Raw genomic sequence first — 12,750 nt, 5'->3', positions numbered from 1 at the left:
ATGTAATAATTGTTACTTAAAAAAAAGTTTAAAACTCTATATTTGCAAAAGTATACAAATTTAAGGTCTATTATGTTGAAAAAGGGAACCAAGTTATATAGTATTTTTAAAGCTAAGTGTCCGAGATGTCATGAAGGCGAATTCTTTACACATAAATTTACTTTTAACCCTAATAAAGTAACCAAGTTACATGACAATTGTCCGAACTGTAATTTAAAATATATGATGGAACCTTCTTTCTTTTACGGAGCTATGTATGTTAATTATGGTTTAACTGTTGCTCTTTCTGTTGCTACATTTGTAATAAGCACTTTAATTTTTAGCTTGAGTCTTTTACAATGTTTTGCGGCAATTGTAATAGCATTGTTAATATTAGCACCTTTTAATTTACGCTTATCTAGAATAATTTGGATAAATATGTTTGTCCATTTTGATAAAAAATTCAAGAAAAAACAATCATAAATATTTTTTGGGCGCTTTAACAGGCTCTCGCCACTCGCTTTTTTTAGTGCCAGTTCTCGATACAAATTTGTTGAAAACAAATTCTCTCTAACTGACACTAAAAAAGAGCTCAAACATGCCGCTCTATCCTTAGCGCATATTGCCAACCGAGAAGAAAATTCATGAAAACCCACTAAAAGCATACAGCTAATAACCAACCTTATCAAGAATTAGCAATATTTTTCTTTTTAACAAATTATTTAATTTTTCAATATATTCTTTCCGCTCTAGTAATTGACCTATGTCGGCCTCAAATGTTTTAGTATTATTTAATTTAGGAAATGATAATTTATTTTTTGCTATTGAATTTGAAATTAAAATATTAAAGTAATTATAAGTTAGGATTATTATTTGTAAAAAATCAGTTTCAATAATTTTAAAGCCAATTTTTTCGGCTGTTCTCCTATTTATAATATAGCTTGTACCACTAATTTTCATTCTTTTATCCTTCTCATACTTTTTAAGTAGATGTAAAAGTCCTTCTAAATATTGTTGGATTATAAAATCAGTTCTTTGTTTTCCATTCATTTGATTTTCAATTACGAAATAGTAATCAAATAAAGTTCCTCCGTGAATTTTGATTCGGCTATTTTTAGGTTTTTCGATTACGAATAAAGATGAACAATAAATTATTCTACCACTTTTTTTTAAGGATGACATGTCAAAGAATGGAGCAATTATTGATAAAGTAATAGCAAATGTTAAAATTCCAATCACATATATTCTTGAATATATTGATATAATAATTGACAACACAATAATTATAAGAGAACAAGTTGCTATCGCAATTAGTATTCTTTTTTGCTCTTTTTCATTCTTATTATAAAAACGATGGTTCAACGTATCAGCATGTTTTTTATTATTACTACCTTTTATCCTTCAAGTGCTTAAAACGAATAATATCTATTTCTTCGTCTAAAGATTCATCATTATAAATATGGTTGAATAGATTTTTAGCAACCGTAGGTGCAATCATTACTCCTCGTGTTCCTAATCCATTTAAAACAATTAATTGTGCATAATCTGGATGAATACCAACCAAAGGTCTTCTGCCTGAAACCGTAGGTCTTATTCCTGCTGATTGAGAAACAATGGTATAAGGAACATTAAGTACTTTCTTTAACTTTTCTACCAATTCTTCTTTTCCTTCCTCTGAAGGATCCGATGTTTTGTCTGTCCAGTTAAACGTTGCTCCTACTTTATATGTATGGTCTCCCAAAGGCATTACAAAAAGTGTAGACTTTAATAAAAAGTCGATATTTAATTCTGGAGCATGTATGGTTAATAGTTCTCCTTTTGCTTCATTTATTGGTAAATAATTAAAGTAAGGGTTTTCTACAACTCCAAAACCTTCACAAAAAACAATTTTAGAGGCTTTAAGGTCTTTATATGTTAGAGATTCTTCTTCAATATTTAATTCTTTATGTTTAAATTGTTCAAAGCGAATTAAATTCTCTGATTCTAAATAGGCTCTATAGGCTTGTATTAACTTTTCAGTATCGATTCTTCCTGTTTCATTTACATTACCAAAACTGAAATCGGCTAAAACTCCGTGATAAGAATTGGTATCTAATTTAGGATCTAAATAATCAGTTAATTTTGGTTTATCTAAAGCTCCAAACCAATTGTTTTGATCTTCTACTGATTTAAAAGATTTCTTGATTACAAATTTTTGGTCTATAATTATATTTAGTTTTTCTTCTATCCTTTTATAAAAAGGCAAAGCAATATCTAATTGTTCTTTAGCATTCCAAACTGGTGTAAAACGTTTTAAAATTACTGGATTGTAAACACCACCAGCAACTAAGGACGAAGTTTGAGAATCGTCTTCAAAAACTATAAACGTTTTTTTTGCAGCAATTAATTCTTCTGCAAAAGCCAAACCTGCTAATCCTAAACCTACTATTATGTAATCTACTTTCATGGGATAAAAATACGTGAATTTGCAATAATTATGATGTTATTACTAATCTTTATTAAAATGTTTAGCCCCGATTGAACGGTGTGTTTGAGCTCTTTTTTACTGCTTCTTTGAGTGAATTTTGAAGGATGAGAAATTTGTATCGAAAAGGAGTAGTAAAAAAAGCGAGTAGTGAAAGCGGGAAATAGCTTCAAAAAAAAACGTCCCAAAGATTTGGAACGTTTTTATATTTAAAAAAAATGGTAGAATATTAGTAATTCCACATATCCATTTCTCTATTTCTAATGCCTTCTTTAATTTTATTAGCTTCTAATAACTGGAATAAAGAATTACCTCTTACATAATCTGAAATTGCTCTATCTCCATAAATATTTTCTTCTCTAACAATGGTACTGCTAAATCGTCTTGCATTTAACATGTGATCAAAAGAAATTGGTTGTGATGCATTTTTGGGATTAAACACTTTTGCATCATGTAAAACATCTCTTGCAGATGGGTAGAAAACCCAAAATAACTCATACAATTCGTCTTCATTTCCACCATCAAGTCCTAACCCTAAAGTTTGAACATCTTTACCCATTGGTGCAATTGCTAACAATCTGTATTTTAATTCTCCTTGGCGTTTATCAAAATACCACATTCCTTTAATCATGTAGCCTTCTACATCTTGAGATTGTAGTCTAATAGTATCACTATACCCATTAGATTCTCTTATACTGGACATTCTAGAATCTATTTCATTCTGAGTAATCTTAGAAGTAAAGAAAGAATCTGAATATACCTCTTCTATATTGCCTTGTTTAATTCCTTTAATTAAAGTATCAAATAAAGATCTTCTATTAGAAGAGATACTTGAATTATCGATAGGGAAATAGTAAGGTAAATTTATTTTTTGATTTAAATCTACAAATTCCCAAACTACTTTAGACCATAATACGTCTCTATCATCTACATATCCGTAGGCTAATGGAGCATCATTATCGGCTGCAATTTGTTCCTCATTTTTTTTTCCTATTTGATCTACAGTTGTAGCATTCAATAAACCTACTTGTGCGTTTATTGAACCACTAATCATCAAACCGAAAAATAATATTAAACAATTTTTAAACATATTTTTATTTTTAACTTCTAGTTTGTTAATTCTATACTAACAGGTAATACTTGTTTAAGATTAACTCCGTTAGCAGTCGCCTTAATATCAAAAATATTAATTTGATCTCCTCTTTTTGCTTTAGCCAATTTTTGTTTTGCTGCTGCGTTTAAAGAAGAACCATTTACAATAATTGTTAATTCTCCTGGTACTTTTATTTTAAAACTCTGAACTCTAATACTTAAATCGAATTCAAAATCAGGTAATCCTGCTGCAATTGGTGCATTAGATAAACCTGACTTAGGCATTCTTACAGTTCCGTATTGCCCTCTCACAGATCCCATAGCTGCTGGTATGTCTTTAATTCTAAAGGTAGCTTTAGAGTTTACAGATTTTCCATTGCTTAATGTTGCGCTCACATTAATAACAGCTGTGTTACCTCCACCTGGTTTTAAAACATATTTACCATTACCGCCAGATAAACTACCTCCTGTTGCAGAAACTCTTAAGTTGTTATCACTAACACCAGGTAAAGAAACTGATATTGGGTTGCTTAATCCTCTATAAACTACATTCATTTTATCTGCAGACACAACAGCATCACCTGGTTGTGGTATTACAGAATAAGAACTTTCGAAATCTACATCTACCGGTTTACCATCTTGTGTAAAAGTTATTTTCCCTTTAATATCATGACTACCAACATTACCTGCAGGCATGTCTATAATTACTTGACCCGATTGAATGTTTTTATAATCTTTACCATTTAAAGTTACATTATCAGGAATCATAGTAGCATCATAACGACCTAAAACAATTTTACCTGTTACTTTTTCACCAGCAAAATAAGCGTTCTTGTCTAAAGCAACAATACCTTTATAGTTGTTTAAAGACAATGCCTCTTCCATTTTCCCTCCTAACAAATCAGATACTATATCACTTTCTGTGTTTTTAATATCTGCTTGCATTTGAGTTAAATTGGTTAAAGAAGCTACTAAAGGAAACCCTTTATATCTGTAATCTAACCATTTAATGGTTTTACCATCTCTATTTACTTCATCTTCTGTAGAAAATCTTTTTGCTAGAACTGGTACAAACTTGCTTTTTTCTCCTAAAACATTAAGTACATCTGTTCTGTAACCATTTATTTTAGCTAAAAACTCCTCACCTTCTGCTGTAAAATTTTCTCCTTTAAAGAAATACTCATCTAAAAAAGTAGTTTTATCCATTGCTTCATAATCACTTTTATCTTCAATTTCTGCAGACATTTTTGATTTAAGCTCTTCTATATATGTATAGAATTCAGACGAATACCCTTTTATTTTTATTGCATCTTTATTTAATTCTTCAAATTTTGCCGCTTGCTCTGATGCTTTTGTTGCTAAATTAGCATACGCTTCATTATTTTTTGCTGTAGTTGAAATATTATTTTCAATCAGCTTTTCATTCATAAAACCAAAAGCAGATAAAACTTCTTTACTCATATTCATTGCCAACATTGCAATAAATACAAGGTACATTAAGTTTATCATTTTCTGTCTTGCGGACACTTTTCCTCCTGCCATTATAATTAGTTTTTTAAGTTAAAATTATTGTTTGCAACTAATTATTATTTAGACATTGCAGAAAGCATACCTCCATAAACTCCGTTTAAAGAAGATAAGTTTTTTGCTAAAGATTCCATTTGATCTTTTAATTTTTCAGTATTTTCTACAACAGCTCCATTTAATTCAGACTGTTTACTTACATTTTCTACTTGTACTTTATACAAATTGTTTAAAGACTCCATTTGAATAGCTGCTTTAGACATTTGCTCGTTGTATTTGTTAGTAGATGAAATAGATTCTGATGCTGCAGATAATCCTTCTGCTGCTCCTTGAAAGTTTTTCATACTATTTCCTAAACTAGTCATTAAGCTAGCATCAATTTTTGCTTCTTTTAATAAATTATCTAACTTTTCAGATAATAAGCCTTGAGATCCAACTTCTTCTTTTTCTACTTTTACAGTTTTAAGACTATCTTCTCCTAACTCTGGATATACTTTAGACCAATCAAAATCATCTTCTGGTGTCTCAAAAGCAGACATTAAGAAAATAAGAGCTTCCGCAATTAATCCAACAGCTAAAACGTTAGAACCATTAAACCAACCAAAACTAATGTGGTTTAATTTAAATAATGCTCCTAATATTACAATTGAGGCTCCAATATTGTAAGCCATGTTGAATAATACTTTTTTTGTTTTTGACTGTGCCATAATTTCTTTTCTTGTTTATTTTTTTTTAATTATTTGTTGTACCAATATAGTTCTGTACTGTTCTAAACCCAATGTAACTTCTAGCAGTATCTGCATATTCATAATCTCTAGAACTAACTTCTAAAAAGTACGCTACATCTTTCCAAGAACCTCCACGAATTATTTTTCTTTTGTTTTTTCTATCCTCTACATTAGGGTTCATTGTAGAAGCCATATAGTAAGAAGATAAGTTATAAGCAGTATTTGTCCATTCAGAAACATTACCTGCCATATTATACAAACCGTAATCATTTGCGTTAAAAGATTTAGCTTCCATAGTATACAAAGCTCCATCTACAGCATAGTCTCCCCTTACAGGTTTAAAGTTAGCTAAGAAACAACCTCTATCTGAGGTAGTATTACCTGTACCCCATGGATATGTAGCAAATTCTAAACCACCTCTTGCAGCATATTCCCATTCTGCTTCTGTAGGTAATCTAAAGTCTGGAACACCAATTGAATTTTTTCTACTTTTTAGATAATTATTTTTCTTCTTTGTTCTCCAATTACAAAAAGCAGTTGCTTGCTCCCAGTTTACCCCAACAACAGGATAATCTCCATAAGATTGGTGATAAAAGTAATCTTGGTGCATTGGGTCGTTATAAGAATAATTAAAATCTTTTACCCAAACAGTAGTATCTGGATAAATATTTAATTTCTCGTGTTTTACAAAATCTTTTCTATTACCACCTTGTCTTGCAGCATTATCTCTATCAAACCAAGTGTATTTATATTTTAAGTATTTTACGTTAAAAGTTCTAACACCATCTACAGCTTCATCTCTAGCTACAAATAAAGTATCCATTACCTCTACGTAATCTGCATCCGGAAAATCTTCTTTTTCCCAAATAATATCATTTTCCCAGTTTAATGGTCTTATAGAATCTGAATCATATTCTAAACTTGTGTAGTTTTCGTACATGTATTTTTCATAAGCATTAGCTCCTGTAGTATCTTTTAATACAGCAAATGCATAATCATTAATACCTCCAGAAAGTGGTTCTCCATTAGGGTCTGGTGTCCCCATCATACTTGCAAATTCTTGTTGGTAACCTAATCTAGTTCTTACAACAGAATCTCTAACCCACTGAACAAATTCTTTATATTCGTTATTGGTTATTTCTGTTTCGTCCATATAATATGGTCTTAAAGTAACTGTTTTAGTAGGTGAATTCATTGTACCTATAAGGTCCTCGTCTTGTTTACCCATTGTAAAAGCACCTCCAGGAATCAACGCCATACCAAATGGTTTTTCTGAAAACCATTTTTTCTTCGATTTAACTCCAACCAGTTCTCCTCTATCATTAGAGCCACAACTGTAAAAAACTACTATTAAAAGTGCAAATATTGCTGCTTTCTTCATATTTAAAAATGTCTTTACTGTAAAGTCCGTAAACCTATTATTTTTTTTGTTAAAAAACAATAATCAAATTGCTTTTTAACGTTCTAATATTTTAATCTGTATTTATTACACCAATTTTCGCATCGCTTTATACCACTTTTCAGGAATATTTTGCTTAGTAGCTTCTGTATAATCGTTATATGTACATGGTATTAACGCATGTCTTTTGTATTTATTATCTGATAAAATTTTTATCTCTATCCACCATCTTCCAGATTTATTACTTTTATAAAATGTTAAAGGATCATCATCATCTAATAAAACAGTAAATTTTTGATAATTTTCCTTTCCAGAAAACGGATAATCTTTTACTCTAAAATTAACACCTTCAATGAAATACCAAATCATTTGAGCTATTAAATGTGCTGTCTGATGATTGTTATCTAACTTTGAATTGTATTCATAAATACCAAAAGAGGTAACCTTGTCACTTAGACCTGCATAACGAGCAATGGCACATATTTCTTCTCCGTAAAACCCATTTGGAGAAGCATTGTTGTTTGCCGGTGCTTCACTTTGTCTTACAGAACCCAAATCTATAGAAACAATATCGGCATTTCTAAAAACAGGTTCAATATTTTTTAATTCTTTTGCATTTCCTAATCTATAAGCATCAAAAAATAAGCTATCTAACAACTGTATTTCATCTTGCGAGTTAAAATATGTTTGATATCCTACATTACTATAATTAAACAAGTTATTAGGCTCTTGCATAATTATTTTACTTAAATAAGACTGAGAAGTTAATGCATCATCTAGCTTACCTAAATCGAAACGACTATCTACAGCAGCAATATTAACAGTTTGCTCTAAAGAGTCATAAGCTCTGTAATTTACGTAGGTGAGATCTTGACCTCCACCAATAATTACAGGGATGATATTTTTCTTAAGTAATTCTGTGATAATTTCTGAAACGGCAAAATACGTATCTGTAACTGAATTTCCTTTTAAAACATTTCCTAAATCAGCTATTTGGGTATTCCAATTTCCAGGAAATAAATCATATAATTTTCTTCGGATAAAATGTAAATCTTCTCCGCATCCAAAATTATTTTCAGAATTTCTATCTTCTTGAACTCCTAAAATTGCAATTTGTACATTCTCTAAATCAGGCAAACCATCTTCTTGAGTATGTATTCTAAAAGTCTTCCCTAAACAGGCATTAGAATGTTGTTCTAAATAGGTTACAATCGATTCTTTTACGGGAGTTAAAAAGTCTTGGTTCATCAAATTTTTAAAATCAAATGTAATTTATGAAAATATTATTTCTTTTTAGCTACTTTCTTCTTTACTACCTTTTTCTTGACAGCTTTTTTCTTCGCTACTTTTTTCTTAGGTGTTTTAGCTTCAATCATCTTAACAGCTTCTTCCTTAGATAATTTTTCTATTTCGGTAGTTTTAGGTAGCTCTATTTTAATCTTTCCTTTAATCACATTAAAACGCCCCCAACGTGCTTTTTCTACACGAATTTCTACGTCTTCCCAATTATGAATTACTTTATCTATCTCTTTTTGCTTTTTAACCTCAATTAACTCGATAATATCGTCATCAGTAAGATTATCAAAATCGTATTTTTTATTTACGTTGATAAATATATTATTCCATTTTAAGAAAGGCCCAAAACGACCAACTCCCTTTTGTACTGGTAAGTCTTCATAGTGATAAATTGGTGCATCTGCTTTTTGTTTTGCTACAATTAATTCTATTGCTCTTGGCAAATCAACCTCCATTGGGTTTTCTCCTTTATCTAAAGAAACAAACATAGTTCCAAAACGAATATAAGGACCAAAACGACCATTAGAAACAATTACCTCTTCATCTTCATAACCACCTAATGTTTTTGGAAGCAAGAATAACTCTAAAGCCTCTTCCATAGTGATGGTTCCTAAATTCTGATCTTTATTTAAGCTAGCAAACACTTTTTCTTCGTCTTCTGGCGCTCCAATTTGTGCAATTGGTCCAAACTTACCTAAACGAACTAAAACTGTTTTTCCTGTTTCTGGATGCTTTCCTAAAATACGTTCTCCACTTTCTCTTTCTGCATTTTCTTTTACATCTTCTACAATGACATGAAACCTGCTATAGAAACCTTTAATCATTTCTATCCAATCTTCATTTCCTTCAGAGATATCATCAAAAGAAGATTCAACTTTGGCTGTAAAACCAAAATCTAAAACATTAGAAAAGTTAGCAACTAAAAAGTCATTAACAATATTACCAATATCTGTTGGAATTAATTTATTTTTATTTGAACCCGTTTTCTCAGTCAAAGTTTCACTTTTTACAGTACCTGAAACTAAAATCATTTGTTCGTAATTTCTTTCGATCCCTTCATCTTCTCCTTTTTCTACATATCCTCTTCTTTGTACAGTAGAAATTGTTGGCGCATACGTAGATGGTCTACCAATACCTAATTCTTCTAACTGTTTTACCAAAGAAGCTTCTGTAAATCGGTAAGGCGGACTCGTAAAACGCTGTGTTGCGTTTATAAAAGAATACTCTAAAGCTTCACCAACTTTTAAATTTGGTAGCATTCCTGCTTGCTCTTCTTCGTCATCATCTTTTCCTTCTAAATACACTTTTAAGAAACCATCAAACTTTATCATTTCACCATTTGCAGTGAATATTTTTGAGTTTTCAGAATTTTCTATCTTAAAATTGGTTCTTTCTAACTGAGCATCACTCATTTGAGAAGCCAATGTTCTTTTCCAAATTAAATCATACAATCTAGTTTGGTCGTATTCTGTATCAATAGAATGCATTTTCATGTTGGTAGGTCGAATAGCCTCATGCGCTTCTTGAGCACCTTTTGCCTTCGTCTTAAAAACACGTTGTTTGCTATATTCTTTACCGTAATAATTGGTGATTTCTTCTTCGGCAGCGTTTCTTGCATCCACAGATAAGTTTAAACTATCTGTTCTCATATAGGTTATTAAACCGGCTTCATACAAACGTTGTGCAACTTGCATTGTTTTAGCAACCGGAAAACCTAATTTTCTAGATGCTTCTTGTTGTAACGTAGAAGTTGTAAAAGGTGCTGCTGGAGATTTCTTTGCTGGTTTCTTCGTTAACTCTGCGATAGAAAAATCTGCATTTGCACACGATTTTAAGAAATTTTCAGCTGTTTTTTTAGTATCAAAATTCTTTGGAATGGTTGCTTTAAACGTTTTTCCGTCTACATTAGAAAACTCTGCTACTACTTTATAATGTGTTTCTGCATTAAATTCTTGAATGCTTCTTTCTTTCTCTACAATTAAACGAACCGCTACAGATTGTACTCGACCTGCAGACAAACCTCCTTTAACTTTACGCCATAAAACTGGCGATAACTCATACCCAACAAGTCTGTCTAAAACTCTACGTGCTTGTTGTGCATTTACCATATTATAGTCTATATCTCTTGGATTTTCGACTGCTTTTAAAATGGCGTTTTTTGTTATTTCATGAAAAACAATACGTTTTGTATTTTCATCTTTTAAATTTAATTGCTCTTTTAAATGCCACGCAATTGCCTCACCCTCACGATCCTCATCACTCGCTAACCATACAGTGTCTGCTTTCTTTGCTAAAGCTTTCAACTTTTTTACTACTGGTTTTTTATCATCAGAAATAATATATTTAGGACTAAAATCTCCTTCTACATCAATACCCAATTCTTTGGATGGTAAGTCTGCAATATGACCATAACTAGATTCTACTTGAAAATCTTTTCCAAGAAATTTCTCGATGGTTTTTGCCTTTGCTGGTGACTCTACAATTACTAAATTCTTTGCCATTTATCTCTCTTTTGTCGCTAAAACGCTTTAAAAACGTACTATTTTTGATTGCAAAAGTAGTTAGTTTTTTGTAAAAAAAAATTATTTCACCATTTTTCAATAAAAAATTGTTAGAATTAGTATAATAATTTTTCTGCCAATTTGTCACAACAATTCAAATTTGGTTGTATCTTTGCTCACCTTTAAATGATAAATTGAGAGATGGAATACGTAGAAAAAATCATAGACGAGAAAATACAAGGCAAGGCTCTTGTAACCGAAAATAAAAAAAATAACACTAAAAAACTATTCATAGAAAGCTACGGCTGCCAAATGAATATGAATGATAGTGAAATTGTAGCCGCTATTTTAGACAAAGAAGGTTACAATACAACCCAAATTCTAGAAGAAGCAGATTTAGTGTTAGTAAACACCTGTTCTATTAGAGAAAAAGCAGAAACCACTGTTCGTAAAAGGTTACAGAAATACAACGCTGTAAAACAAGTGAACAAAAACATGAAAGTGGGGGTTTTAGGCTGTATGGCAGAACGCTTAAAAGAAAAGTTTTTAGAAGAAGAAAAGATAGTAGACTTAGTTGTTGGTCCAGATGCTTACAAAGATTTACCTAACTTATTAGAAGAAGTAAATGCGGGTAGAGATGCCGTAAATGTAATTTTATCTAAAGAAGAAACCTATGGAGATATTTCTCCTGTTCGTTTAAATTCTAACGGAGTTACAGCCTTTGTTTCTATAACAAGAGGTTGTGATAATATGTGTACTTTTTGTGTAGTTCCGTTTACTCGTGGACGAGAAAGAAGCCGTGATCCGAAGAGTATTATAGAAGAAATTCAATCTATGGTAGATAGAAACTTTAAAGAAATTACTCTTTTAGGTCAGAACGTAGATAGTTTTTTATGGTTTGGTGGAGGGTTGAAAAAAGACTTTAGCAAAGCGTCTGAAATGGCACAAGCAACCGCTGTTAATTTTGCACAATTGTTAGACATGTGTGCTACAGAATTTCCAAAAACACGCTTTCGTTTCGCTACTTCCAATCCTCAAGACATTAGTTTAGATGTGATTCACGCAATGGCTAAACACAAAAATATATGTAAATACCTTCATTTACCTGTACAAAGTGGAAGTAACAATATGCTGAAAGCTATGAACAGACAGCACACACGTGAAGAATATATAGAACTAATTGATAATATTTTTAGAATAGTTCCAGAAATGTCTTTAAGTCAAGATATGATTGTTGGCTTTTGCGGAGAAACAGAAGAAGACCATCAAGACACTTTAGACTTAATGAAATATGTAAAATACGATTTCGGTTTTATGTTTACCTATTCAGAAAGACCAGGAACTTTAGCCGCTAAGAAAATGGTAGATGATGTACCTTTTGCTGTTAAAAAACGTAGATTACAAGAAATTATCGACCTACAACAAGAACACGCTTTATACAGAACACAACAGCATTTAGGAAAAGTAGAAGAATTTTTAATTGAAGGTACTTCTAAGAAAAATCCAAATGAGTGGAAAGGTAGAAATACACAAAATACCGTAGCTGTTTTTGATAAAGGTGATTATAAATTAGGTGATTTTGTTATGGTAAAAGTAGAAGATTGTACGTCTGCAACCTTAAAGGGAACTGTTGTTGGATATTCCGACAATAATTAGAAGCTATTTCCTGCTTGTAGTTCATCTTGAGCGTAGCCGAAAGGTTGTATTTTTTATAAAAGAATAAAAAGGATGTCACTTCAATCAGGGCTAAGCATATCTATGGTAGAC

At 31.2% G+C, this 12,750-nt stretch carries 10 protein-coding genes; 2 read left to right on the top strand and 8 right to left on the bottom strand.

Annotated features, from left to right (window positions below; genetic code table 11):
- Positions 1 to 42 precede the first annotated feature (42 nt).
- A complete protein-coding gene (locus WG945_RS13180) occupies positions 43 to 462 on the top strand; it encodes a DUF983 domain-containing protein (protein ID WP_340866678.1) in 420 nt (139 codons plus the stop codon).
- A gap of 186 nt (positions 463 to 648) precedes the next feature.
- On the opposite strand, the gene WG945_RS13175 is transcribed toward WG945_RS13180, so the two are convergent.
- From WG945_RS13175 to topA, 8 genes are all read right to left on the bottom strand, one after another.
- A complete protein-coding gene (locus tag WG945_RS13175) occupies positions 649 to 1,341 on the bottom strand; it encodes a hypothetical protein (protein WP_068449409.1) in 693 nt (230 codons plus the stop codon).
- Between the two features lie 25 nt (positions 1,342 to 1,366).
- Positions 1,367 to 2,425 carry an NAD(P)/FAD-dependent oxidoreductase gene (locus WG945_RS13170; RefSeq protein WP_068449411.1) on the bottom strand — a complete coding sequence of 353 codons (1,059 nt, stop codon included), beginning with the start codon at positions 2,423 to 2,425 and terminating at the stop codon, positions 1,367 to 1,369.
- Between the two features lie 247 nt (positions 2,426 to 2,672).
- Positions 2,673 to 3,533, bottom strand: a complete 861-nt coding sequence (gene gldN, locus WG945_RS13165; protein ID WP_068449413.1) for a gliding motility protein GldN — start codon at positions 3,531 to 3,533, stop codon at positions 2,673 to 2,675.
- A 17-nt stretch (positions 3,534 to 3,550) separates the two neighbouring features.
- Positions 3,551 to 5,077: a gliding motility protein GldM gene (gene gldM / locus WG945_RS13160; protein ID WP_068449415.1), complete on the bottom strand. Its 1,527-nt coding sequence runs from the start codon at positions 5,075 to 5,077 to the stop codon at positions 3,551 to 3,553.
- A 44-nt stretch (positions 5,078 to 5,121) separates the two neighbouring features.
- Positions 5,122 to 5,766, bottom strand: coding sequence for a gliding motility protein GldL (gene gldL, locus WG945_RS13155; RefSeq protein ID WP_068449416.1), 645 nt, complete (start codon positions 5,764 to 5,766; stop codon positions 5,122 to 5,124).
- 25 nt (positions 5,767 to 5,791) lie between these two features.
- The gene (gene gldK, locus WG945_RS13150; RefSeq protein ID WP_068449418.1) at positions 5,792 to 7,168 is read right to left on the bottom strand and encodes a gliding motility lipoprotein GldK; all 1,377 of its coding nucleotides are present in this window, start codon (positions 7,166 to 7,168) and stop codon (positions 5,792 to 5,794) included.
- A gap of 105 nt (positions 7,169 to 7,273) precedes the next feature.
- Positions 7,274 to 8,434, bottom strand: coding sequence for a formimidoylglutamase (locus WG945_RS13145; RefSeq protein WP_068449420.1), 1,161 nt, complete (start codon positions 8,432 to 8,434; stop codon positions 7,274 to 7,276).
- A gap of 35 nt (positions 8,435 to 8,469) precedes the next feature.
- The gene (topA, locus tag WG945_RS13140; protein ID WP_068449422.1) at positions 8,470 to 10,983 is read right to left on the bottom strand and encodes a type I DNA topoisomerase; all 2,514 of its coding nucleotides are present in this window, start codon (positions 10,981 to 10,983) and stop codon (positions 8,470 to 8,472) included.
- A 201-nt stretch (positions 10,984 to 11,184) separates the two neighbouring features.
- On the opposite strand from topA, the gene miaB reads away from it, so the two are divergent.
- Positions 11,185 to 12,639, top strand: a complete 1,455-nt coding sequence (gene miaB / locus WG945_RS13135) for a tRNA (N6-isopentenyl adenosine(37)-C2)-methylthiotransferase MiaB (protein ID WP_068449424.1) — start codon at positions 11,185 to 11,187, stop codon at positions 12,637 to 12,639.
- The last annotated feature ends 111 nt before the right edge of the window (positions 12,640 to 12,750 follow it).

Origin of the sequence: Polaribacter atrinae, assembly GCF_038023995.1 — a bacterium.
GTDB classification, from domain to species: domain Bacteria; phylum Bacteroidota; class Bacteroidia; order Flavobacteriales; family Flavobacteriaceae; genus Polaribacter; species Polaribacter atrinae.
This window is presented reverse-complemented; position numbering and strand designations above follow the sequence as displayed.

Coding starts and splice junctions, on each gene's coding strand:
- topA (WP_068449422.1), bottom strand. CDS start 10,983: ATGGCAAAGAATTTAGTAATTGTAGAGTCACCAGCAAAGGCAAAAACC.
- miaB (WP_068449424.1), top strand. CDS start 11,185: ATGGAATACGTAGAAAAAATCATAGACGAGAAAATACAAGGCAAGGCT.
- gldL (WP_068449416.1), bottom strand. CDS start 5,766: ATGGCACAGTCAAAAACAAAAAAAGTATTATTCAACATGGCTTACAAT.
- gldN (WP_068449413.1), bottom strand. CDS start 3,533: ATGTTTAAAAATTGTTTAATATTATTTTTCGGTTTGATGATTAGTGGT.
- gldM (WP_068449415.1), bottom strand. CDS start 5,077: ATGGCAGGAGGAAAAGTGTCCGCAAGACAGAAAATGATAAACTTAATG.
- WG945_RS13170 (WP_068449411.1), bottom strand. CDS start 2,425: ATGAAAGTAGATTACATAATAGTAGGTTTAGGATTAGCAGGTTTGGCT.
- WG945_RS13145 (WP_068449420.1), bottom strand. CDS start 8,434: ATGAACCAAGACTTTTTAACTCCCGTAAAAGAATCGATTGTAACCTAT.
- gldK (WP_068449418.1), bottom strand. CDS start 7,168: ATGAAGAAAGCAGCAATATTTGCACTTTTAATAGTAGTTTTTTACAGT.